Genomic DNA, 23,275 nt, shown 5'->3' on the forward strand with positions numbered 1-23,275 from the left:
GCATATCTCCTCGGCGCGGACAGCGTGGCTCAACCTTAATGGTCTACAACTCCAAACGCCCGCCCTGTGCTCTGCAATCTTACTTAATTTCGCCAGAAGATCCGGGCTACGATATAGTCAATCGAGAACACACCAGCACCGCGTGTCAACACCAGAAGCAGCAATGAAGCCCATAGCAGGTGCTCGGCCCAGTTCTCGGGGAAAACGAAGATCTGGATCATCGATACAACACCGAGCAGCATCAGCGCGCCGAGGCGCGAGAACAGCCCCAGGAAGAGCAGCACAGAGCCGGTGATTTCGGCTGTCGTCGCCATAGGCGCTGCGATCGACGGATCGATGAACGGCAGATTGTATTCGTTTGCGAAAAGCTGCAGCGTCACCGGCCAGGACGCCAGCTTTGTCTGAGCTGACTGCCAGAAGACATGCGCGACCGCGATGCGTGCCGCGAGTTGGACTAGCGAGAATGGGATGTGTTCGGGCAGTTTGATCACACGCTTATAGAAACCGAACAGACCGGCCTGGCTTGTCGAGGAATGCTCTGAAATTGCGGTCATGACTTTCTCCATCAGTTTGAGCAGGGAGGCACGGTGATGCGCACGTTTGTGACGAGCCCGTCGGCGAACAGGCGCACGAGCGCGGAAACGAGGTCGAAGTTAGGTTCGAGCGCGTGTGCGCGGCTTGCAGCATGTTCGAGGCCGAGGCCGTGCTTGAGAGAATGGCGGAAGGCGAAGTCTGGGCGGTCGAGAAGAACCAGGCGAACGCTGTTCCCGGCCCGCCACAACGCCACGCGTTCGGGGCGTCTCGTCCAGGTGCAATGCCGGTCGACAGTTGTGCCCTGCTGGTGCGCTGTCCACACAGACAGAATCGACCAGTGTGAAACGATCAGCCTGAGCGATGGCTGTAGCAGTATATCGGGTGAAGGCCCCAGGTCGGTCTTGTCATAGTCCGCAAGGGTGCGGGGTGGCAGCGAAGCGGTATCGAGCGCCTCAGCGATGGCCCATTCGAGCCGAGCCGTTTCGGCGACGATCGGCATGTCGGACAGCGTGTCGATCGTCTTCAGGAAGCGCGGGAGGCCGGCCCCATAGCACGCAAGCCGTGACTCCACCGGAGGATGCCGTCGAATGAACTCGCTTGCCACGAAACGGAAGAAACGTTCGTCGATAAGGCGAACCGTGACGGGAAAGACCGCCATCAGCACTGCCGTGAGCGAGCTGCGCGTATTGTTCTGGTAGATGCGCAGGCGGGCCAACGGATCGGCCTTGCCAGCGGTCAGCATATTCGAGGTGATCATTGGTTCCATGGCGAGCACCGAGCGCGCCATGGTGGTCTGCAGGTGTTCAAGCGGCAGCATGGTATGCTCCCTCCATTGGCGGCAACGGTGTGAGAATGGCTGGTCCGGCCTTGGCGGCGGCGAATGCCGCAAGCACGGGCATGCTGGTCCTCGCGCTTTCGAAGGAAAGCAGGGTGGGCATCGTCCGGGGCTTGGCTGCAGCGGCTTGTCTCGCGGCCTGCTTGCGGTTGAACATGATCGAAGCGGTGAGCATGTCGGCCCACATCGCTTCGCCAAGCAGCACATCGAGAACGGGGACATCGGTGTCCCACTCGATCAAAGTCGGGCGCGGTCCGAGCCGGTCTATGGCATGCTGGTAGAGTGACCAAACGACCGGCGGGACCCGCGAGCCATGGTCATCGATGAGCACGGTGTCTGCTCCGACCTGATTGGTCGCATGGCCGGCAAGATGGATCTCGCCGATGGAATCGGCCGGCAACGCATCGATAAACGCCTTCGCATCATATTGAAGATTGTGTGCCGAAACCTGGACGTTGTTGACATCGAGCAGCAGGCCGCAGCCGGTCCGCGCCACAAGCTCGGCCAGAAATTCCGCTTCGTTCATCGAGGAGTCCGCAAAGGCGACATAGGCGGACAGGTTTTCGATCAGCACCTGCCGCTTCAGCGTGTCCTGGACCGTCGCGACATTGCGCGCCACGATCGCCAGCGCCTCTTCATCATAGCGCAGCGGCAGCAGGTCGTTGAGATAGGCGCCGTCGGCGACGCTCCACGCGAGATGTTCCGAGACTAAATCTGGCTGGAAGCGCTCGCACACCTTGCGCAGCCTTTCCAGATGATCGCAGTCGACCCCTCGCGCGCTGCCCAGCGACAGGCCAACGCCGTGCACCGATAGCGGATAGATCTGGCGCAGCCGTTCCAGCGCCTCGACGCCGGCGCCGTCTCCCATGTAGTTCTCGGCATGCACTTCGAGCCAGCCAGCGGAGGGCCTGCGGGTCAGCATTTCGCTGATGTGAGGAGAGCGAAGACCGATACCCGCGGATGCCGGGATCGTGAGGGGCTGAAATGCACGGGACATCGGTCTGCTCCTTTCCAAGTGGGTTGGGTCGAAGTCTGGGTCGTTCAGGCTTTCGGCTTGTCACTGCCGCCGGCGATCTTTGCGCAACTGCCTGCGGGGACGTAGAGCCACGAATCCGGCTGGTTGTCGGCGGTGGCGGTGCCGGCGCAGGAATGCGTTGCGGTCTGGCAGTCATTCTGGCCCGCCTTGACGACGCCGTAGCACTTCTCGAACGAGAATTTGGGCTGGGCGGCAGGACCACTGTAAGCCGCCGTTGCGGCGAGCGAGGTGGCCGCAGCGAGGGCCGATCCGATAAGGTTCTTTGTATTGATCACGGTCATATCTCCTGGTTGCGTTTCGAGGGAAAGACTGGCCTCGCGGCCTGTCTGCAAGCAGTGTCCCTGATCCGGCGGCCGAGCTGAAATGCTGTCTCGGCATGGATTTGATACGCGGTCACTATGTTGAATCGGCTCAAGCAAAAAAGCCCTCCGGCGGGGAACCGGAGGGCTTGGCGCCCGCATTCGTGAGCGAAGCGAAGCAGGCGCGGCTAGGCGGGAGGGAGGCGCCTAGACGTATCGGTTTTTGCTGTCTACGGCCGAGCAGTCGTCCACAACGTATGATCGGCCAGAAGCCAGTCCTCAGCTCGTTCGCGACCTCTGTCGCGCATGTCGGTTAACTCACCCCAGTCGGTCCATGACCTTGCGAACAGCGCCGAGGCGGCCCGATGCTGGCTGTCGAAGATGGTGTGAATTGGCGCGCACGTCAGCGCACAAGGAATGGCGGCGAGACGGCGATCCACACAAGGCGCCATGAACAATGCGGGCTTGCCGGTGACAATCAGCCGATGGCCGGTTTCAAACGGCTGGACGAGCGGCAAAGCCGAAACGTCGCCATCGCCCCAATAGGTGTCGCCGTCGATCTCGACGGCCGGGAAGAGGAAAGGGATCGTGGCCGCCGCCAGGATCGCGTCAATCGACAATTGATCGCCGGTGAAAGTCTTCACCGCATCGGTGCGGGCATTCGAAGCCAGGATGCTGAGCCTCACCGGGCAGCTTTCCTTGCGGATCTCCGCTATGTCGATCGACTGTTCCAGGATCGATCTCAGCGGATGGGTGGTATCGGCCGTGAACATCGTCGCATGACTGACGCGCCGCCAAAAGTTGGTGAGCGCCGTCCGTGCGCCATGGCGGCGGCCCAGGGACAGGCCGTAGACCAGAACCGCGGCCTCCATGGCGCCTAAGCCGGACGCGGTGATGCTGCCGAAGGAAAGGCCAGGCTCATCCAGCAAGCGGTCGAGCACGCCCCAGACAAAGGCGCCGTGTGCGTCGCTTGCCAGGACAATGTCGACGCGCTGCCGCTCTTCCAAAGACGACATAGCACCAGGAACTAAAGCTTGGTCGGTTTCGACGTGGACATTCATCTCTCTGCCTCCATCCCAATCGCCGGCTAGGGCGTTTGAAGGTAGATTGCCGCGTCATCTTCTGTTGGCGAAATGCCGTTGTGGCATGAAGTCCATAGGCAGATTGCATTGGCGAGTTGAGGGCGGATTGCAGCAAAGTCCAGGTCGGCAAGAAGGAACCGCAGAGGTTAATTTGCTGCCAGTCTTGACGCAGTTGTCGATGGAACGACTGCCTAACCTCAAAGAAGGACTATGCCATGAATATCAAAGCTATCTGCCTCGGCGTTTTTGCACTTTCCGTTTTGAGCAGCGCGGCACTAGCCGGCGCGCTCGACGAACAGGACAACATGCAGCCCTTTTATACCGACGCCAGCATGAAGACGATGAAGCCAAAGGCCGAATTCAAGGCCGCCTGGGCGGCGATGGCCAAGGACAAGAAGAGCGCGATGATGAAGGAATGCCAAGATGCGGCGATGAGCAAGCCATACGCCGAGTTTTGCGCAAACCTGCAGGCGCTTGGCGGCGCCAACTGAGCCTCTAAACGCCACCAATACCCGATCAAAAGATGGCGAGTAGGTTGCTCGCCATCTTCTTTTTGTCGGACAGCGTTTCCAGGTCATGCTCGGTATCCATTGCCTAAGATCATCACTTCCATGACGGGCTGCTATCGACTTTATAGCCGCAGTGCATTGGCGCTGAGACGAGCTTTGCGGCACGGTCCGAATTCACGAGAATCCTCGTTTGCAACTCGGGAGAAAGCGGCATGGACATTCATCACATCCGTTACTTCCTTGCCGTATGCGAGACTAGAAATTTCACGCGCGCCGGTGAAAAGTGCAACGTCACTCAGCCGGCTTTGTCGCGCGCCATCCAGCAACTGGAGGAAGAGGTCGGGGGTCTGCTGTTTCGCCGCGAACGAAACCTGACCCATCTCACCGACCTGGGCGTGCTGCTACGTCCCCGCTTCCAGCAGATCCTCGATGAATTGACCGGTGTGCGACGGGAGGCGTCGCGGTTTCTGTGTCTGGAAAACGCCAACCTCAAGGTCGGCGTCATGTGCACCATCGGCCCGCGCCGCTTCACAGGCCTCCTGGCGGACTTCAACAGGCGCCAGCAGGGCATCCAGCTGCAGCTGGTCGAGGGCGTGCCGGCATCGCTCTCTCAGTTGCTTGAATCGGGAGAGATCGACGTCGCTATTATGGCGTCCAGCGACAGCTTTCCAGATAGGTTCGATGTGACCCCACTCTATCGCGAACGCTTTGTCCTTGCTTTCCCGAACGGCCACCGTCTGGCCCGCAACGATAATGTCACCATCTCCGAACTCGACGGTGAAAATTATCTCAGACGTCTCAACTGTGAATATCGCGATCACCTCGCTGGCCTATGCAACGACCGCGGCGTGAAGCTCAGGATCTCTTACGCCAGCGAGCGCGAGGACTGGATCCAGAACATGGTTTCCGGCGGACTTGGTATCTGCTTCATCCCGGAATTCAGCGCGGTGATCCCGGGCCTGCAGGTCCGCCCTGTCGTTGATCCTGAAGTCTGGCGGGAGGTATCCCTGGTGGTCGTCGCGGGACGCAGGTTTTCTCCAGCGGCATCGGCCTTCGTAAACAGCGTTAAGGCGCATGGCTGGCCGGAAAGTCCCATTGCGCAAGTGATCCGCAGGACTGCAGCTTAAAGCAACGTCGATAAAGTTATGGTGACGTGCGGCTTTATCGCCGCGCGATTGTTCGCGTCGCCGTGATGGTCGGCGATAGTTTTCAGGTATCGATTTGAGAGCCAGTCAGCATTTCTCTTTCCTTGTCGCTCAGGTCACTCTCCTTGTCATGCCCCGCCTCCCGCGTTTGGGCACCGACAAAGGAGAAATACAAGATGGCTACCAAAAAACTCGAGCTTGCACTTGCAATGGGATTGCTTGCCGCAACCGTGGCATCTTCCACCGCGCCGGCCTTCGCCGGTGACTGCCCCGCCGGCCAGGCCGCGACGACCGACATCCAGGAGCACCCCAGCAAGCCGGTTGGTGTTACCGACACGGTTCTCTCGGCAATCGACCTGAGCAGCAAGGGCGAAGCCTGGAAAGGCAACATGTTGCGCCTGCGGAAGCTGGTTGTTCAGCCGGGTGGAGTCGTGCCGTGGCATGAACACAATGTTCGCCCAGCCAACATCCTGATCGTCGAGGGCTCCATCACCGAATATCGCAGCACCTGCAAGGTGGGAATTGAGCATTCGGCCGGCGACGTAACCGCCGAGTTCGGCCAGCTCGCCCATTGGTGGAAGAACAACGGCAAGGTTCAAGCCGTGCTCTACTCGGCCGACCTGCTGCCGCCAGCGATGCACGACGACCACGTTATGTGAATCGCGCCAGCAGCCTTCCTCTAACCGCAATTCAAAGTGTCCTCAGGCGGTCGCCTGAGGACGTCCCACGACGGAGCCTTGCCATGACGACGAGCGAACGCATCGAACCGACGCGATTGGGCATGGCTGCTGCCGACAGTTGGCGCTTCGGCCTGATCGCCGTGATCGCGTTTCTCACGCTTGTCGATCTGTTTGCCACCCAGGCCATCTTGCCATCGCTGGTGATAAAGTTCGGCGTCAGTCGTGCGACCATGGGCTTGGCTGTCAACGCCAGCACGTTCGGCATGGCTCTGGCCGGGATCGCAGTAGCACTTTTCGGGCAGCGACTGGATCGCCGCAACGGCATCTGGATAAGCCTTGCCGTTTTGGCAATCCCAACGACGCTGCTGTCGCAGACCGACAATATTGTCGTCTTCGCTATGCTGCGCGTTGCACAGGGCCTGTGCATGTCGACTGCGTTCACGCTGACGATGGCCTATCTGGCCGAACATTTTTCCGCGCGCCAGACGACCAGTGCACTTGCAGCCTATGTGACCGGCAATGTTGCCAGTAATTTCTTCGGACGGCTGATGTCGGCCGCCGTAGCCGACACATTCGGCATCTCTTCCAATTTCCTGACATTTGCCGCGCTCAATCTGATCGGTGCGGCTCTTGTTTGGTTCACGCTGCAGAACACATCCGCTGCTATGCGAACCGATGTGACAGGCGAGCCTGCCCGCGCAGCCTGGAAAGGCCCGCTGAGTATTCCCGAGCTACGCGCCTGCTTCGTGATCGGCTTTCTCATCTTGTTCGTCTTCATAGGCACTTTCACCTATGTGAATTTCCAGCTCGTCGCGGCACCGTTGTCGCTGTCGCCCATGGCGCTGGGGCTGGTGTATTTCGTCTTTCTGCCCTCCATGCTGACCACGCCGCTGGCCGGCCGTGTCGCTGCGGGCCTCGGCCCAAGGGTCGGCATTGGTGCAACGCTTGCGCTGGCTATACTCGGCCTTCTGCTGTTGCTTTCGACCAGCCTTTCGATCGTTCTCACCGGGATGGCGCTGGTCGCCATTGGCACCTTTCTGGCACAGGCGATAGCGACGGGACACGTCAGCCGGACAGCCTCGCGCGACCGCGCCGCTGCAAGCGGCATCTACCTCGCCTCCTATTATGCGGGCGGGCTCGCCGGCAGCTTCGTCACCGGATTGGTCTACGACCGGACCGGCTGGGCGGCATGCGTGGCGGTGCTCGTTGCTATCCTCGCCGCCGCGATCCTGGTCGCGCGGTTTCTTCAAACGCCAAACAAATAAGACCGACGACCAAAAATCATGATTCAACAAAGGAGACTGACATGACCACCTACCTGAAAACCTTGCTTGCCGGCGCCGCCATGCTTGTCACGGTCGTCGTTCCGGCCGCTGCTTCGGATGGCGTCGTCACGGTTAAGAGCGACTATTCCGTCGCCGAAACCGTGGCCCGCATCAAGAAGGACGTGTTCAAGAAGGGCATCAAGTTCTTTGGCGTGATCGACCAGGGAAGGCTTGGCAACAACGCTGGCAACGACGTCAGGCCGTCGCGGCTGGTGATGTTCGGCAATCCGGCGCTGGGCACGACCTTCATCACGTCCAACCCGGAGGCCGGTCTCGACTGGCCGGTGCGTGTGCTGGTCTATCAGACCTCTGACGGCGCGGTTTACGCCGCCTACAGTGATTTCGAATGGATCGCCAAGCGACATGGCATTACCGATCGCGAGCCACAGTTCAAGATGGCGACCGAAGTCATCCAGTCCGTGACCTCGACGATCAGAAAGAATTGAGCCAGGTCAATGTTGCCAGAGGTCCGGCAGGCCAGGCATGCCGGACATGCTGCTTCACACCACAAGATTACTCGGCGGCGGACAATGCCTTCGCCCGCTCGCCGAACCACTTCTTCTGCGTGGCTTCGCGCACCAGCGCGCCGACCGCGGGCGAATGCCTGCGGCCACGAACTGTGATGAGATTGACCTCCCGCCAGAACTCCGGTTCGGTGACCGGCAGGGCTACCACTCCTGGTGCTTGGCGGTATGCTCGGGCATGAGCCCGGCCGCGATCATCGCGAGCGTCCAATCGTCGCGATCGCTCCAGTAGACGGGGCTGACGGTCACGCCTTGCTCGGCGAGAATGGCGTCCGCATAGCCGGCGAATTCACAGTTATTGCGATGGATGTAGCTTTCATTGCACATGTCTTTGACGCGCACGCAGCTCTGGTTGGCCAGACGATGAGCGAGGTCAACAGCCATCACCATCTTGAAAAGCGCCAGGGAGTGCACCCCATCGTCAGGCGCGTTTGACGGGAGCGCATATATCGCGGCCTCGAGGTCGCCCTCGAGCAGCCGTCGCCGCAAACTGGGCGCGTCGGCATCGCATAGATGAAGCTCAACGCCGGGGTGGTGGGCTCGAACGGCCGAGATTAGCTCGATGATTTCGTCCGGAGCAATCGTGCTCATGATGCCGACCCTCAGCGGCATCTTCTTCAGTGTTGCGGCTTGATCTTACAAGTTGCCGCTACGTCAAACAAGCCAGGGCGCCACTGAAGGCGGCCATCTGACCGTCGGCTATCGAATCCATGTCTCAACGGCATTTCCGCCGCTTTGAGCAGCCCCCCATACTTGGCCCAGAAATCGAAGCCAGCAGCCGTTTACTGGGCCTTCCGGCCGCGGCTCGAACCGAAGGAAACGACGATGCTCAGAGGAAAGACAGCACTCATCACAGGCTCGACCAGCGGCATCGGCCAAGGCATAGCCGAGGCCTTCGCCGCCAAGGGCTGCAACATCGTGCTGAACGGCTTCGGTGATGCCGGTGAGATCGAAGTGCTGCGAGCAAGGCTTGCCGCCGATCATCGGGTGACTGTTCGCTACGACGATGCGGACATGAGCAAGGGCGGCGCGATCACCGCGATGATGGACAAGGCGATCGCCGAATTCGGCGCGGTCGACATCCTCGTCAACAATGCCGGCATCCAGCATGTCGCGCCGATCGACGACTTCCCGATCGAGAAATGGGAGGCGGTCGTGGCGATCGACCTGATGTCGTCCTTCTATACGATCCGGCGCGCGCTGCAGGCGATGAAGGAGCGCAAATGGGGTCGCATCATCAACGTCGCGTCCGCCCACGCCCTTGTCGCCTCGCCATACAAGTCGGCCTATGTCGCCGCCAAGCACGGCGTCGCCGGCCTGACCAAGACTGTGGCGCTGGAAGTCGCCGAGCAGGGCATCACTGTCAATGCGGTTTGTCCCGGATACGTCCTCACTCCGCTGGTCGAGAAGCAGATACCAGACACGGCCAGGGCGCGAGGGATCACGGAACAGCAGGTCATCAAGGACGTGCTTCTGGCCGCACAGCCGACCAAGCAGTTCGTGACCGTGGCCCAGGTTGCGTCGCTCTGCCTGTTCCTGGCCTCGGACGACGCGGCCTCCATCACCGGCGCCATCATGCCGATCGAAGGCGGCTGGACCGCGCATTGAAACCGGCAACGAGGAGCTCGATGACCATGAACAAAATCACCCGAAATCCGTCAGCATCGGAACCCTTGCCGGCGTCGGCCGATGTCGCCGATGGTTCGGCCCAGCGCCAGACTGTGTTGGTGCTGCAGGGGGGCGGCGCGCTTGGAGCCTATCAGGCCGGCGTCTACCAGGCCCTCATTGAAGGCGGGATTGAGCCCGATTGGGTTATAGGCACCTCGATCGGCGCCATCAATGCGGCGCTGATTGCGGGAAATAAGCCGAAGGACCGGCTGCCGAGACTTCGTGAATTCTGGGACGGTGTCAGCCGCAGCAGTCCACTCGACGACTTTTTCCGGATGATGGTTCCAAGCAACATCTTCGCCAATATGGGCACGGTGGTGCGCGGGATACCGGGATTCTTCGAACCGAACCCAAGTGCCATGTTCGGGGTGAACCGGGAAGTCGGTGTGGAGAATGCCGCATACTACACCACGGATCCGCTCAAGAGGACTCTGAATGACCTCATAGACTTCGACTACCTCAGCCGTCGCCATACCCGGCTGACGGTTGGCGCGGTCAACGTCAACACCAGCGAACTCAAATATTTCGACAGCCGCGAGATGATCCTGTCGGCGGAGCATGTCATGGCATCTGGCGCCCTGCCGCCCGCCTTTCCGGCGGTCTGCATAGATGGTGAGCCCTATTGGGATGGTGGCATCTATTCGAACACACCCATCGAGGTCGTGCTGGACGAACGTCCGCGGCGCGACGCGCTGATCTTTGCCGTCAACATGTGGCAGCCTCGTGCCACCGAGCCGAAATCGATCTGGCAGGTCATGGGTCGGCAAAAGGATCTTCAATACGCCAGTCGCGGCCGCAGCCACGTGGCCCGGCAGGAGCAACTGCATCGTCTCAGGCACGTCGTGCGCGAAATGGGAAGGCTTGTCCCCGAGGAGCGGCGCGAGGATCCGATGTTTAGGGAACTCGCATCCTATGGCTGCCCCTCGGTCATGCACCTTGTCCGGCTGCTGTCACCGCGCCTCGACGGCGAAGACCACACCAAGGACATCGACTTCACCCGCTCAGGCATCCGCACGCGCTGGCAGGCCGGATATGAGCATGGCCAGCGCGTGCTCTCGGAAAAGCCATGGGTATGCGACGTCGACATGCTGCAGGGCATCGTCATCCACGAATCGCAAGAGTGAGTTGGCGGGACCGAGGAAAGAGACGGAGACTAGCGATGCAGATCATCACTCCTGGGATGCGGCTGGTTCCGGAAGCGGTGCTCGCCAACGACGCCGCGCTCTTCCGCACGATACCGGAGACGCCATCCCATACGGATAGCACGCTGTATCGCGTCGTCATCGTCGGTGGCGGCGCGGGCGGATTGGAGCTGGCGACGCACCTTGGCCGCAAGTTCGGCAAGCGACGGCTTTCGATTACACTTGTCGACCGCAATCGCACCCATATCTGGAAACCGCTCCTGCACGAGGTGGCGTCCGGCACACTAAGCCCATCGAATGATGCGGTGGAATACATCGCCCATGCCAGTCGTCACCATTATCGATACCGCATCGGTGAAGTGGTCGGCATCGACCGCGCCCAGCGACAGGTCTTTGTCGCGCCAAGCTTCGACGACGATGGCAGGCAAATCATACCCCCACGTGTGCTGGTGTACGACACTCTGGTGCTGGCCGTCGGAAGCGTCAGCAACGATTTCGGCACGCCGGGGGCGGCTCGCCACGCAATCGCGCTTGACACAGCCGACCAGGCTGCCCGGTTCAACAAGCGCCTGATAGACGCATGCCTACGCGCCAATGCGCAATACGAGCAGCTCTCACCCGGCCAGCTCCATTGCGTCATCGTTGGGGCGGGGGCTACCGGCGTCGAATTGGCCGCCGAACTCCACAAGTCGATGCGGGAGATCGCTTCGCACAATCTCGACAACATCGACTTCGAAAGGCTGATCCGCATCACCATCGTCGAGGCGGGGCCACGCATCCTGCCGGTCTTGCCCGAGCATCTGGCACGTGCCTCGGCGCATCTGCTGCGCGACCTCGGTGTCCAGATACGCTGTGGGATCAAGGTCACCGAGGTGACGGAGGACGGCGTCAGGCTTGGCGAGAAGCTGTTCGTGCCGGCGGAGCTGGTCGTCTGGTCCGCCGGAATCAAGGCGCCGGATTTTCTGAAACAACTCGACGGCCTCGAGACAGACCGCATCAACCGGGTGGTCGTGGATGAAACTCTGCAAGCCAGAGGGGACGAAAATGTGTTTGCGATTGGCGATTGCGCAAGTTGTCTCCTCCCTGGTGAGGTTAGTCCCCTGCCGCCACGTGCCCAGACGGCCCATCAGCAGGCGGATCACCTGGTCAAGGTGATTGCCGCGCGTCTGGCTGGACGGGCCGCGCCGGCGTTCCGCTACCGTGATTACGGCTCTCTTGTCTCGCTTGCGGACTACGGCTCGTTTGGTGCCTTGATCGGCGGACTGAAGATCAAAGGCCTGCTTGCCCGGCTGATGTATCGCTCGCTTTACAAGATGCATCTCAAGGCCGTGCACGGGACTTTGAAGACCGTTCTGGATTCGATAGGCGAGATACTCGCGAGGCGCACCAGGTCTCGGGTCAAGCTCCATTGAGCGTGCAGGTGGTCCGATGGAAAAGTATGATGTTGTGATCCTCGGCGGCGGCAATGCCGGCATGGGGGTGACGCTGGCCACACGCGCTGCCGGGCTGTCGGTCGCTATGATAGAGGCGCGCGATCTCGGTGGCACCTGTCCCAATCGCGGCTGCACCCCAAAGAAGGTCCTCGTCGCAGCAGCCCATGCGCTCCATGAAATTGAGCAGGCCGACCAGCACGGCATAGCGGTCGATAGGTCGAGATTGGACTGGCGGGTCCTGATCGAGCGCGAAAAGGATATGATCAGGGACATTCCCTCCCGCCTGTCCGGATTGATGGCCGAGCGCGGCGTCGATGTCATCGTCGGCGAGGCCGTGTTCATCGGCAGCAATACCATCAGCGTCGCCGGTCGCGAGCTTGAACCCAGGAACATCGTCATCGCAACCGGTTCGAAGCCGCGTTCACTGCCAATTCCAGGCGCCGAGCACCTGACCATTTCGGACGATGTCCTGAACGACCCGGTGCCGCCCCGCGCGGTGGTGTTCGTCGGCGGCGGCGTCATTGCCTTCGAACTGGGCCACGTTTATGCGCGCGCCGGCGTCAGGGTCACTATCCTCGAGGCGCTGCCGCAAATGCTCGGCGGTTTCGACCCCGACGCGGTTGACCAGATCCGCGGCGAAAGCGAGCGCATCGGCATGCGCTTGCTAACGCTCGCCCTCGTGAAACGGATCGACCGAGTCGGCGAACGCCTGCGCGTGCTGTTCGCCAACGACAACTCCGAGCATACCATCGAAGCCGATCGCGTCGTCAATTGCGCAGGGCGAATCGCTAACACTGACGGTCTTGATCTCGGCGCGGGGCACGTCGCACACCGTGACGGCCGTATCGAAATCGACGGGTTCCTGCGCTCGCGCTCGAACCCTGCCGTTCATGTCTGCGGGGATGCCGTGTGGAACTCACCCCAGCTTTCGCCGATCGCTACCTATGAGGGCCGGATTGTCGGCCGCAACATCGTCGAGGGCGCGAAGCACCAGCCTGACTACAGCCAGATTCCATCCTCGGTCTACACCGTGCCGGCGGTGGCCAGTGTCGGCCTTACCGAGGCCAAGGCCGCCGAGGGCGGACTGAGAATCAAGGTGCAGGTCAATGACATGCGCGGCTGGCTGTCGGCTAGGACTTATGCCGAGACCGTGGCGTGGTCGAAGATCATCGTTGGGGTTGAGAGCGACCATATCCTCGGCGCCCACGTTGTCGGACATGCCGGCGAGGAGTTGATCCACATCTTTGCACTCGCCATGCGGCACGGCATCACCGCGACCGATCTCGCCGCCAATCTCTACGGTTTCCCGACATTCTCGTCGGACATCAAGAACATGATGTGAGCCAGTCCACGGTGGACATCGCCAGATGCGACCGATCATGACTATCATGCGAAAATGGGTTGTTCGACAGAGCGTCCTCGGTGCTATTCGGCACCGAGAAATGCGGAACTTTGCATATGGCTGCAGTTGAACAAGTCATGACATTCGAACAGGCGGTGCAGGCGGCGATCGATCTCGACGCGCCGCTCAGCGAACGGCTTGCGGTGATCGCTGCGGCAATACGAAGGCTCGACGCCAGCTACGCAGACGCGGCCGACCGCATGGTGATGCGGCTGCAGGACAAGGGGGCAGGCGCCACGGCGCCTAGGCCCGGCGATGCCATGCCGGCCTTTCTGCTCCCTGACGAGGGCGGCAGATTGGTAAGCCTGGCCGGCGTCCTCGCGAATGGGCCGGTGGCGATCACTTTCCTGCGTGGGCATTGGTGCCCCTTCTGCCGGTTGAACGCGATCGGCATCGTCGAGGTGCAGCAGGAGATCGCTGCCATGGGCGGCCAAGTCGTGGCGATCACGCCGGAGCGGCGAAAGTTCTCAGCGGCCCTGAAGAACCGGGTCGGGGCTGAGTTCCCGTTTCTGACCGACATGGACAATGGCTATGCACTTTCGCTCGATCTGGCGATCGGGATCGGCGTGGAAATGCAGCAACTGCTTGGCGCCGGCGGTGACGACTTGCCGAATTACCAGGACAACGCCGCCTGGCTTCTGCCGATCCCCGCCACTTTCATTGTCGGCGCTGATGGCATCATCACAGCGCGTTATGTCGATCCAGACTACCAGCAGCGCATGGAGATCGAGGACCTGGTGTCCGCGCTTGAGCGCGCTCGCTGACTGCGAGAGGCCGACCGAACGTTGACCAGCTCGAGCATCGTCCTGGGCGGGGTGGCGGCGATTTCTGGCATCTGAGTGACCCGCATTACTTTGACGCATCGTTTCCATGCGAAAAAGGCATCGTCTCGCGAACCTTTCATGAATCTACGGCATGGACGTCGGCTGGCAGTAGGCTACACTGTGCAGAACTACGAATTTGGAGTTGCCGTCATGGCTGCCAATGAATTGGTCGTGAAGCTCGAAGAGGCCGTCGAGGCTGCGATCGCGCTTGATGCGCCGCTTAACGAGCGGATGGCGGTGATCGCCAATGCAGTGCGCTCGCTCAGCACCACCTTCGCTGAAGCGGTCGACCGGATGGTGCAGCGCCTGCAGGACCAGCGTGCGGGCGCGATGGCACCGGCGCCCGGCGATGTAATGCCGCCGTTTCTGCTCCCCGACGAGAACGGCAGGCTGGTCGGCTTAGCCGAAATCCTGCAAAAAGGACCCGCCGCGATTTCTTTCCAGCGCGGACACTGGTGCCCTTATTGCCGGTTGAATGCGATCGGCATGGCTGAAGTCGAGAAGGAAATCACTCAATTAGGCGGCCAGTTCGTGGCGATTGTGCCCGAGCGGCGCAAATTCACGACGGCGTTGAAAGAGGAGGCGGCTGCATCCTTTCCCTTCCTCACCGACATGGACAATGGCTATGCGCTGTCGCTGAACCTGGCGATCTGGGTCGGGACGGAAATGGAAACGCTGATCGGGGGGGCCGGCTGGGATGTGCCCACCTATCAGGGCAATGCCGCCTGGTTCCTGCCGATTCCGGCAACCTTCATTGTCGGCACCGACGGCATCATCACAGCGCGCTACCTTGATCCCGACTATCGCCAGCGTATGGAAATTGACGACCTGCTTGCGGCTATCGAGCAGGCTCGCGAACCCCAAAGGTTGACCAGTCGGTTGCGCGCAACAGGTTGAGCAGCGTCGTGGCGACAGGCGCACGCTGCCGGCCCGCTACGCTATAGGCGGCCACGGTTCGGGAAATATGGATATCGCGCAATTTGAGCCTGCGAACATTGGGTGAGCGTGGCGCAGTCATCGAAACAAAGCCTACCCCAGCGTTGGCCTCCAGCAGCGCCAACAGGTCATGGTCCGTTTCGACTTCATGTGCCGCTTCATGCGCAAACCCATTGGCCTTCAAGGAGTGGGACAGGTCTTCGCTCGTTTCCCAATCAACCCGGCTCAGTATCGGCTCACCAACCAGTTGACTCAGCGCGACATCGGCTTCGTTGCGTCTGCCGAGCGGGTGCTCTGAATTGACCACCAACTCGATCTCCTCATCGAACAACGGCCACGTGTCGATCCTGTCCCAGGCCTGCCCGAGCGGGCCGGCGATCGCCAGCTCGGCGTCGCCATTTTTGAGCGCCTCGACCACGATCGTCGGAGCGCCGCGGCTGATCTTGAGGTGAACACCTGGGTAGGCACGAAAGAGCTCGCTAAATGGCGATATCATCAGCGCTATGTTGATGCTGTTGGAGATCGCAACGTTAAGTGGCGCAACATCGCTGCTTTTTACAGCTTTGGCGAGTGACTTCGCAGAACTCGCCGCGTCGTAGCATTGCTGCAGGAATGGCAGCATGCGGCGACCGAGCTCGGTCAGATGCGAATGCTGACGCTCACGTCGGATGAGCTCGCCACCAAGCTCATCTTCCAGATTCTTGATGGCGCGGGTCAACGCCGGTTGCGTAACGTTGCACTCTTCGGCTGCCCTGGTGAAATTCAATGTGCTGGACAGGGCCAGAAAATAGCGGACCTGCTGCATTTCCATGAAACTTCGCCCCCTCAGCGAAATCCGATTCGTCAGCAATAGCTAATTTGCGCCTATGCTAACGCAACAAGAGGCCGAGGCAAAGGCAGGAGCACGTTTCCTCGGATGTTGGCCGATTTCGACTTATTGATTGAGATCATTTAGATGCTCGCCACAATGTTACAAAGTTCCTTGCAAGTTATTGATTTCATTGGCATGAATCAGAGTTCAATCCTCTCTCGCAGCACCAGCCTGTCCCATTGAAACTGCTACGCCTTCATCTCGTCGCCATGGCATCATCGAGATGCGATGTGCCAATATCGGCATTGGCCCTGGTTGCCCGCTCACGGTCCAAGGCGGCGGCGATTCCCACGGCAGTTGTCTTTCGCGTTGGAGCCCGTCATGACCATACTCACACGCCGCGGGCTTTTGAAAACTGCGGCGATTGCCGGAGCGAGTGGGGTCGGGCTCTCCACTATAGGAAAGTTTGCCGGCTGGGCCGCTGTCAAGCCCGAGCCGGTGACGCTGCAGACAACCAGGATCCAGGCGAAACTGATGGATGTCGGCCAGACCAGGGATGTGCTGACTTATGGCAACGCAGGGATGCCTCCAGTGCTCAGGATGAAAAAAGGCGAGCCCTTCGCCGCGCGCCTCGTCAACGCCATCGACGACCCGACGACGATCCACTGGCACGGCATTCGCGTCCCAAACAAGATGGATGGCGTCCCATTTCTGGTCCAGCCCTATGTCTATACCGGCGATCATTTCGATTACGCCTTCACCCCGCCCGACGCCGGCACGTTCTGGTATCATCCGCATTGCAATACGCTGACCCAGATGGGCCACGGCCTGACAGGCGTGATCGTGGTCGAGAATCCGGGCGATCCCAAATTCGATTCCGAGGTCGTGATAAATCTGCGCGACTGGCGGCTCGGCGACGACGGTCAGTTCATCGACCAGTTCCGGCCGCGCGATGCCGCGAAAACCGGCACCTACGGCACGGTGCGCACCGCCAATTGGCAGGATCAGCCGCAGTATGACGCGCCGGCGGGAGGGCTGGTGCGGCTCAGGGCCGCCATCACCGACGTCACGCGGATCTATGCCTTTCGTGTCGAGGGCGCCGAGGCGGCAGTCATTGCGCTTGACGGCAATCCCGTGCCGCAGCGCTTTGCACCCGATGCCTTGCTGCTTGGACCTGGCCAGCGCATCGAACTCGCCATACGCATGCCCGACGAAGAAGGGGCAATCGTGAGCCTGCGGGACGTCAGGGGCACCAGGCCCAAAGTGCTGGCGACATTGCATGCGGTTGGAAGCTCTCTCAAACGGGACCTTCGCGACCTTGCACCCCTGGAGGTCAATCCGGTGCAAGAGGTGGACCTCACCGCGGCCAGGCATATTTCACTGGCGCTCAGCGCCACGGCGGAAAACATCCCGAGCGACAGCATCTGCGGTTCGCTCGGCTACAGCTTCTGGGCCATCAACAAGGTGCCGTGGTCAGGCGATACGCCGGATCCAACCGCGCCATTGGCCGAATTGAAGCTTGGCGGAAGCTATGTCATCGACATGGAAAACCTGACGCCGCAATCCCATCCGATGCATTTGCATGGCATGAGCTTCAAGGTGCTGTCGTCCTCGACGCGTCAGGTTCAGCCGATGATTTCCGACACCTATCTTATCCAGCCCAACGAGAAGGTTCAGCTCGGTTTCGTGGCCGACAATCCCGGCGACTGGCTGCTGCACTGCCATATCATCGAGCACCAGAAATCGGGAATGACGAGCTATTTCAGAGTGGTTTGAAGCCTCGCCCGGCCAGCAGCATTGGCTTCAAGGACTCAAGGGGTTGGATGAGACGAGCTGTTTGGGCATTGCATTGATCGGTGAGAAGTTGTCGCTGCCAGCCGGTTTTGTTGGCAAACGGGGACCATTCCCTGCTATTGCCGCCTGCAAATCAAAAAGCATGGACGCCTGCGCATGACCAATGTCGCCCTGACGGGACTTGCCCGCGATCTCGCCAAGCGCGCCAGTGAAGGCCGCCCGGTGCGCATCGGCGTCATCGGCTCGGGCGAAATGGGCACCGATCTGGTGACGCAAGGCATGCTGATGCCGGGCATTTCGATCTCGGCCATTTCGACGCGGCGACCGCACACTGCTCGCGAGGCAATTCGCATCGCCTATGGCGACGAGGCGATGGCCGTCGAAGCGGACGCCGCTTCGAAAGTCACCGAGGCGATCGAGAGCGGCAAGATCGCCATCACCTCGAACGAGATGCTGGTCACCAATCCGCTGATCGACGTCGTCATCGACGCTACGGGAAAACCTGGCGTCGCCGCCGATTTCGACCTGAAGGCGATGGAGCACGGCAAGCATCTGGTGATGATGAATGTCGAGGCCGACGTCACCATCGGCTGCTATCTGAAGCAGCAGGCCGACCGGCTCGGTGTCGTCTATTCGGTCGGCGCCGGCGACGAGCCGTCGAGCTGCATGGAATTGATCGAGTTCGCCTCGGCACTCGGCTACACCATCGTCTCGGCCGGCAAGGGCAAGAACAATCCGCTCAACCACAATGCTGTGCCCGACGATTATCGAGAGGAAGCGCTGCGTCGCAACATGAACCCGCGCATGCTGGTCGAGTTCGTCGACGGCTCGAAAACCATGGTCGAAATGTGCGCCATCGCCAACGCCACCGGGCTGGTGCCTGATATTGCCGGCATGCATGGGCCCAAGGCCGACCGCGATGAACTGGCCAAGGTGCTCATCCCGCGCGCCGATGGCGGCATCCTGTCCAGGAAAGGCGTCGTCGACTATACGATCGGCAAGGGCGTGGCGCCCGGGGTGTTCGTCATCGTCGAGGCGACGCATCCGCGCATCATCGAGCGCATGGATGATCTCCATATCGGCCACGGTCCCTACTACAGCTTCTTCCGGCCCTATCATCTGACCTCGCTGGAAGTGCCGCTGACCGCCGCGCGTATCGCGCTCTACGGCAAGGCGGACATGGTGCCGCTGCCGAAGCCGGTCGCGGAAGTCTGCGCGGTGGCCAAGCGCGACCTCGCCGCCGGAGAGACTTTCGACGCCATCGGCGAGACCTGCTACCGCTCCTGGACCATGACCGTCGAAGAAGCCCGCGCCAATCGCGCTGTACCGGTTGGTCTGCTCGAAGGCGGCAAGGTGCTGAAACCGGTCAGCAAGGGCGATCTGCTGACGGCGGATAATGCCGCGCCCGACAGGACGACCAGGTTGTTCGCCTTGCGCCGGCTGCAGGATGAGATGCTGTACGGGGGCTGAATCCTCCCGTTATCTGGCAAGCGGCAACCCACGGTTTCGTCATCCAGGGTCTGCGCTTCGTCGCTTCGCTCCTTGCTTCGCTTGGGACGACTTTGGGGAGCTACCGCTGAGGCTTCCATTCTGTCAAAATCGTCGCGTCGAGGAACCAGATGAATCTCCACGTCAGAAACCCACGCGCCCACGAAATTGGCGAGACGGCTTGCAGAGAGGCGCCAAATTCGATGACAAAGGCGGTAATTCAAGCGTTGGAATCTGAATTGCAACGCGAGATCAACCGCATACCACTCGCCGAACGGTTCTCTCATATCGCCGACGATTTGAAGGCCAAAGCGGGTATGCAAGGTCGACGTATGAACAAGGACGAGGTTGACGAAATGTGGGGACACACCTGACTTTCGCGGGCCTCCCTTCTTCTTACTTCCCCAGTTCGATCGACCTCAGCCGCGCCGCCTCGACAGCTTCCGTCACCAGATCTGTCAGCCGCTCCTCGCCCATCAGCACCGCAAGTGCTGCGGCCGTCGTGCCGTTGGGGCTGGTCACCTGTTGGCGCAGCACGCCCGGTTCCTCACCGCTTTCGGCGGCGAGCGAGGCGGCGCCATGGACCGTCTGCATGGCCAGGAGCTTGGCGGTTGCCGCCGGCAGCCCGGCTTTTTCGGCGGCCACGGTCAGTGCTTCAATGAAATGGAAGACGTAGGCCGGGCCGGATCCGGACACGGCCGTCACGGCATCCATCAGGCTCTCGTCGTCGATGTCGGCCACCGCGCCGCTCGCCGAAAGCAGGTCGGCGACGAAACGCTTGGTATCGTCGGCAACAAGCCTGTTGGAAAACACCACCATCATGCCCTTGCCGATCGCCGCCGGCGTGTTGGGCATGCACCGCATGATCGGCGCGCGATTGCCCAATATGTCCTCGAAAGTGGCGACCGGGGTTCCGGCGGCGATGCTGACGAAGGTGGTGCGGCCGTCGCCGAAGCGCTTGTAGGCGGCGGTCACGTCGCGGATCACCTGGGGTTTCACGGCAATGACGACAAGCGCCGGCACCGCATCGGCCGGAATGCCGCCGGCATCCGCCGCCGCGCCACAGCCGAGCGCTTCGGCGCGCTTGCGCAATTCGGCATTGGGTTCGACCACGAAAATCGCCGCCGGTGCCAGCTTGCCGGATTTCAGCCAGCCAGACAGCATGGCGTAGCCCATATTGCCGCAGCCGGCGAGAACAAGCTTGATCGTCATGGAACCCTCCGCTGGAGCATTTTGCAGCCAAGTGGTTACACTTGGCATCGCACAAATGCGGCTAAAACAAACAGCTAGAGTGGGGTGCATGGTTCAATTCGAATGCATCCCGCTCTAGAGAATGATCCCGGAAACCGGATCCGGTTCCTGAAAGGAGCGGCTCTCCATAGACGCTCGCGACGATGCGGGAAAGCCCTTCGATTGGGGCGAATCAGGACTGGTGACGAACCGCGAGCGGCCGCAGCGACACTTGCCTGAGCCCCAGCACGCCAAAGACGAAAAACATCCAGACCGGATCGGCGCGGTGGAAGAAGAAGCTTTCGAGGAAGGCGTTCAACGCGGTGAACAGCACAACCATCATGAAGAAGTCGCCGAGATAGATATTCTCCTTGCGCAGGGGAATGCGCATGTAGTCGCGCAGGGGCGCGATGAGGAACGTGTAGACCGCCACGCACAGCGCCGGAATGCCCATCAGCACGGCGATATCGAGATAACCATTATGGCCGTGCACGATGGTTCTGATATCCCAGGGCCGGTCGAAGGGCTGGTCCTGGTTCAGGAGCAGCGGCGTGCCCCAGAAGCTCTCATAGCCATAACCGGTCCATGGCCGCTTCGCCAGCATGTCGCCGGCGAACTCCCACAGCGTCGTGCGTCCGGTAAAGGTCATGTCCGGGAAATAGATCGACGCCAGATATTTCACGGGCGGCAGGAAGACGATGCCAAGCGTGCCCACCGCCGTGGCGATGATCGCCAGACCAAACAGGATCGGTGTGCCGAGCCGCATGCCGATGAGGCTCGGCAACACGACGATCAAGATCGAGAACGGGACCAGTCCGGCGGTCGTTTTGGACCCCGTGTGGAACATGAAGAACATCGCCGCGCAAAAGATTGCCGCACCCCACAGCCGTTGCCCGCGCCGGTAGAGATACAGGCCGGCGAAGCTGAAGCAGGCCATAACAGGCCCTGCGATGTTCTTGTGGGTGAAGACGCCGCGCCACAGGCCGGCATGTTCGGGCTCCTGCGAATCGGCTGTGTGCAAGGCTTCATGCGGAAAGACGATGAGCCCGATGTAGGAGAGCCCCATGACGACGACGATGGTGAAGATGATGACTTTCGAGAAGGCGTCGGCGTCGCGCGGAAGCACCAGGATCGTCGCCATCGTCAAGATGCCGATCAGCGTGAAGAAGGCGGCGCGCATCGCCGACGCCGGGTCGGTCGCCATCACCACCGAAAGCATGAAGAAACCCAGCATCAACAGCCAGGACGGGCTGAGCAGCGAACGCACCACGCGTGGGTCCGCGAACGCCATCAGCGAGAAGATCGAGATCGCGCCAAGCGAGCCGAAGCCGAGCTGGTTGACGATGTCGCCGCCATCGCCGGTCAATTCGGCGCCAGCCGGCTGGAAAGGCCGGAACGATACCAGGATGACGGTGAACAGCAGCGCGGCGATCGCCGTGGCCACGCCGTCACGCGTGAAGGCAGCGCTGAGCGGCGCGCGCTCAGTTCTTCTCAGGCTGCCGGTATTGCTCATTGGCGTATCCGAATTCGGCAAGCACGCGGCCGAGCGCCACATGGACGGGATAAAAGGCTATCGCCAACGATCCCGTCCGCGCCAGCTTGATCGCGCCGCGAAACGGCGAGGCGGCAAGCAGCGCCAGGCTCTTCAGGAAGACCTTGGTGCCGGCGAAGGGCGTGCCGGCCCGCTTCTTCTTCTCGACCAGTGTCGAGATGACGCCGTTGCGCAGGCTGCGGGCACGGATCCAGTCGGCCTCGACGCGCCGGGCGGGAACGGTCTCATGCACTTTCGCCTCGGCGCACCAGCCGAGCACGAAACCCCTTTGCGCGGCACGGCTGAGGAAATCGGAATCGCCGCCGCCCATGAAGTTGAACTTCAGGTCGAGGAAGGGCGGGCCCATGGCGGTGAGCACGTTGCGGCCCACCAGGAGATTGCCCGACGAATAGAGCGCGGGCACACGCCCGGTCTCGCGGTAGGGAGGCGCAAAGACCGGGTGCATAGCCCATCTCGCATGGGCCGCCTCGGCAAATTCAGGCACTTGCGGGCCGCCGACAATGTCGGCGCCGAGCGTCTCGGCCGCCTTGCACATGCGCTCCAGCCACTGCGGGTCGGCGATCTCGTCGTCGTCGATGATCAGGAGGTGCCTGAAAGCAGGAAAATGCAGGATCGCCGTCTGCCAGCCGGCATTGTAGGCGCTGCAATTGCCACGCTCATGCGCCACGATCACCATGCCTGATATCTCGCCGCGCTCGAACAGCGGCAGCGCCGCCTTGGCGCCCGCGCGGGCCTCGGCCTCGTTTTCCATGACGATCACGGCGAAGCGTCTGCCGGTTTCCTGGGCCTTGAGCGATGCCAGCGTCGCCAGCAACTGCTGCGGCCGTTTGAACGTCGGCAGTGTGACGACGGCCTCGACGGCCTCCGCGGCAAGTTTCGGAGACCGCCCCGCGATCGATACCGAACCGTCCGATGGCGAAGGGATCATCCGTGTCCAGCCCAGAAGGTGAGTTTGGCCCTCGATAGCATCGCGATGATAACGTTTCGTTAATCACCTTTCGTGGACGGGCAGGCAAAACCTGTGGT

At 61.2% G+C, this 23,275-nt stretch carries 25 protein-coding genes; 14 read left to right on the top strand and 11 right to left on the bottom strand.

Translation table 11 applies throughout. The annotated features are described in order from the left end of the window. Window positions 1–83: 83 nt before the first annotated feature. From AC0L2H_RS23735 to AC0L2H_RS23755, 5 genes are all read right to left on the bottom strand, one after another. Entirely contained in the window at window positions 84–554 is a 471-nt protein-coding gene (locus AC0L2H_RS23735; protein WP_473592658.1) for a DoxX family protein, read from the bottom strand. 11 nt (window positions 555–565) lie between these two features. Next, window positions 566–1,351, bottom strand: a complete 786-nt coding sequence (locus AC0L2H_RS23740) for an HvfC/BufC family peptide modification chaperone (RefSeq protein ID WP_473592476.1) — start codon at window positions 1,349–1,351, stop codon at window positions 566–568. Then, complete coding sequence (gene bufB, locus AC0L2H_RS23745) at window positions 1,338–2,366, bottom strand: MNIO family bufferin maturase (RefSeq protein ID WP_473592477.1); 1,029 nt, start codon at window positions 2,364–2,366, stop codon at window positions 1,338–1,340. The genes AC0L2H_RS23740 and bufB overlap by 14 nt, the downstream gene beginning before the upstream one ends. 44 nt (window positions 2,367–2,410) lie before the next feature. Next, window positions 2,411–2,680 carry a BufA1 family periplasmic bufferin-type metallophore gene (locus AC0L2H_RS23750; protein ID WP_473592478.1) on the bottom strand — a complete coding sequence of 90 codons (270 nt, stop codon included), beginning with the start codon at window positions 2,678–2,680 and terminating at the stop codon, window positions 2,411–2,413. A gap of 254 nt (window positions 2,681–2,934) precedes the next feature. Beyond that, entirely contained in the window at window positions 2,935–3,765 is an 831-nt protein-coding gene (locus AC0L2H_RS23755; protein WP_473592479.1) for a patatin-like phospholipase family protein, read from the bottom strand. A 236-nt stretch (window positions 3,766–4,001) separates the two neighbouring features. On the opposite strand from AC0L2H_RS23755, the gene AC0L2H_RS23760 reads away from it, so the two are divergent. The 5 genes from AC0L2H_RS23760 (at window position 4,002) to AC0L2H_RS23780 (ending at window position 7,891) form a co-directional block, all read left to right on the top strand. Next, window positions 4,002–4,277, top strand: a complete 276-nt coding sequence (locus AC0L2H_RS23760) for a hypothetical protein (RefSeq protein ID WP_473592480.1) — start codon at window positions 4,002–4,004, stop codon at window positions 4,275–4,277. Between the two features lie 230 nt (window positions 4,278–4,507). Next, window positions 4,508–5,422, top strand: coding sequence for a LysR family transcriptional regulator (locus AC0L2H_RS23765; protein WP_473592481.1), 915 nt, complete (start codon window positions 4,508–4,510; stop codon window positions 5,420–5,422). A 194-nt stretch (window positions 5,423–5,616) separates the two neighbouring features. Then, window positions 5,617–6,099 (top strand): cupin domain-containing protein, encoded by a 483-nt coding sequence (locus AC0L2H_RS23770; protein ID WP_473592482.1) that lies wholly within the window; start codon window positions 5,617–5,619, stop codon window positions 6,097–6,099. Window positions 6,100–6,182: 83 nt separating this feature from the next. Continuing rightward, window positions 6,183–7,385: an MFS transporter gene (locus AC0L2H_RS23775; RefSeq protein WP_473592483.1), complete on the top strand. Its 1,203-nt coding sequence runs from the start codon at window positions 6,183–6,185 to the stop codon at window positions 7,383–7,385. A gap of 41 nt (window positions 7,386–7,426) precedes the next feature. Further along, window positions 7,427–7,891 (top strand): DUF302 domain-containing protein, encoded by a 465-nt coding sequence (locus tag AC0L2H_RS23780; RefSeq protein ID WP_473592484.1) that lies wholly within the window; start codon window positions 7,427–7,429, stop codon window positions 7,889–7,891. A gap of 67 nt (window positions 7,892–7,958) precedes the next feature. Here the strand turns inward: AC0L2H_RS23780 and AC0L2H_RS23785 are convergent, their stop codons facing one another. Together AC0L2H_RS23785 and AC0L2H_RS23790 are read right to left on the bottom strand one after the other, a co-directional pair. Further along, the gene (locus AC0L2H_RS23785; RefSeq protein ID WP_473592485.1) at window positions 7,959–8,120 is read right to left on the bottom strand and encodes a hypothetical protein; all 162 of its coding nucleotides are present in this window, start codon (window positions 8,118–8,120) and stop codon (window positions 7,959–7,961) included. Continuing rightward, on the bottom strand, window positions 8,114–8,560 hold the full coding sequence (locus tag AC0L2H_RS23790) for a LysR family transcriptional regulator substrate-binding protein (protein ID WP_473592486.1): 447 nt from the start codon (window positions 8,558–8,560) through the stop codon (window positions 8,114–8,116). Before AC0L2H_RS23790 ends, AC0L2H_RS23785 begins: the two co-directional genes overlap by 7 nt. 234 nt (window positions 8,561–8,794) lie before the next feature. On the opposite strand from AC0L2H_RS23790, the gene AC0L2H_RS23795 reads away from it, so the two are divergent. From AC0L2H_RS23795 to AC0L2H_RS23820, 6 genes are all read left to right on the top strand, one after another. Then, a complete protein-coding gene (locus AC0L2H_RS23795) occupies window positions 8,795–9,577 on the top strand; it encodes a 3-hydroxybutyrate dehydrogenase (protein ID WP_473592487.1) in 783 nt (260 codons plus the stop codon). Window positions 9,578–9,603: 26 nt separating this feature from the next. Beyond that, complete coding sequence (locus tag AC0L2H_RS23800) at window positions 9,604–10,761, top strand: patatin-like phospholipase family protein (RefSeq protein WP_473592659.1); 1,158 nt, start codon at window positions 9,604–9,606, stop codon at window positions 10,759–10,761. 35 nt (window positions 10,762–10,796) lie between these two features. After that, window positions 10,797–12,191 carry an NAD(P)/FAD-dependent oxidoreductase gene (locus tag AC0L2H_RS23805; RefSeq protein WP_473592488.1) on the top strand — a complete coding sequence of 465 codons (1,395 nt, stop codon included), beginning with the start codon at window positions 10,797–10,799 and terminating at the stop codon, window positions 12,189–12,191. A gap of 16 nt (window positions 12,192–12,207) precedes the next feature. Continuing rightward, the gene (locus tag AC0L2H_RS23810) at window positions 12,208–13,554 is read left to right on the top strand and encodes a dihydrolipoyl dehydrogenase family protein (RefSeq protein ID WP_473592489.1); all 1,347 of its coding nucleotides are present in this window, start codon (window positions 12,208–12,210) and stop codon (window positions 13,552–13,554) included. 116 nt (window positions 13,555–13,670) lie between these two features. Then, window positions 13,671–14,378, top strand: a complete 708-nt coding sequence (locus tag AC0L2H_RS23815) for a peroxiredoxin-like family protein (protein ID WP_473592490.1) — start codon at window positions 13,671–13,673, stop codon at window positions 14,376–14,378. 210 nt (window positions 14,379–14,588) lie between these two features. Then, on the top strand, window positions 14,589–15,335 hold the full coding sequence (locus AC0L2H_RS23820) for a peroxiredoxin-like family protein (protein ID WP_473592491.1): 747 nt from the start codon (window positions 14,589–14,591) through the stop codon (window positions 15,333–15,335). Here the strand turns inward: AC0L2H_RS23820 and AC0L2H_RS23825 are convergent. After that, complete coding sequence (locus tag AC0L2H_RS23825; RefSeq protein WP_473592492.1) at window positions 15,277–16,185, bottom strand: LysR family transcriptional regulator; 909 nt, start codon at window positions 16,183–16,185, stop codon at window positions 15,277–15,279. The two genes, AC0L2H_RS23820 and AC0L2H_RS23825, sit on opposite strands and share 59 nt — an antisense overlap. Window positions 16,186–16,566: 381 nt before the next feature. Here AC0L2H_RS23825 and AC0L2H_RS23830 point away from each other — a divergent pair, with 381 nt between their 5' ends. The 3 genes from AC0L2H_RS23830 (at window position 16,567) to AC0L2H_RS23840 (ending at window position 19,841) form a co-directional block, all read left to right on the top strand. Continuing rightward, window positions 16,567–17,961, top strand: coding sequence for a multicopper oxidase family protein (locus AC0L2H_RS23830; RefSeq protein WP_473592493.1), 1,395 nt, complete (start codon window positions 16,567–16,569; stop codon window positions 17,959–17,961). Window positions 17,962–18,135: 174 nt separating this feature from the next. Further along, window positions 18,136–19,449 (top strand): NAD(P)H-dependent oxidoreductase, encoded by a 1,314-nt coding sequence (locus tag AC0L2H_RS23835; RefSeq protein WP_473592494.1) that lies wholly within the window; start codon window positions 18,136–18,138, stop codon window positions 19,447–19,449. A 149-nt stretch (window positions 19,450–19,598) separates the two neighbouring features. Beyond that, window positions 19,599–19,841, top strand: a complete 243-nt coding sequence (locus tag AC0L2H_RS23840; protein WP_473592495.1) for a type II toxin-antitoxin system VapB family antitoxin — start codon at window positions 19,599–19,601, stop codon at window positions 19,839–19,841. Between the two features lie 22 nt (window positions 19,842–19,863). Here the strand turns inward: AC0L2H_RS23840 and proC are convergent, their stop codons facing one another. From proC to AC0L2H_RS23855, 3 genes are all read right to left on the bottom strand, one after another. Then, the gene (proC, locus tag AC0L2H_RS23845) at window positions 19,864–20,679 is read right to left on the bottom strand and encodes a pyrroline-5-carboxylate reductase (RefSeq protein ID WP_473592496.1); all 816 of its coding nucleotides are present in this window, start codon (window positions 20,677–20,679) and stop codon (window positions 19,864–19,866) included. A 211-nt stretch (window positions 20,680–20,890) separates the two neighbouring features. Continuing rightward, window positions 20,891–22,210: an O-antigen ligase family protein gene (locus AC0L2H_RS23850; protein ID WP_473592497.1), complete on the bottom strand. Its 1,320-nt coding sequence runs from the start codon at window positions 22,208–22,210 to the stop codon at window positions 20,891–20,893. Beyond that, entirely contained in the window at window positions 22,179–23,177 is a 999-nt protein-coding gene (locus tag AC0L2H_RS23855) for a glycosyltransferase family 2 protein (RefSeq protein ID WP_473592498.1), read from the bottom strand. The genes AC0L2H_RS23850 and AC0L2H_RS23855 overlap by 32 nt, the downstream gene beginning before the upstream one ends. Window positions 23,178–23,275 lie beyond the last annotated feature (98 nt).

This window comes from Mesorhizobium sp. WSM4871, from assembly GCF_055811295.1.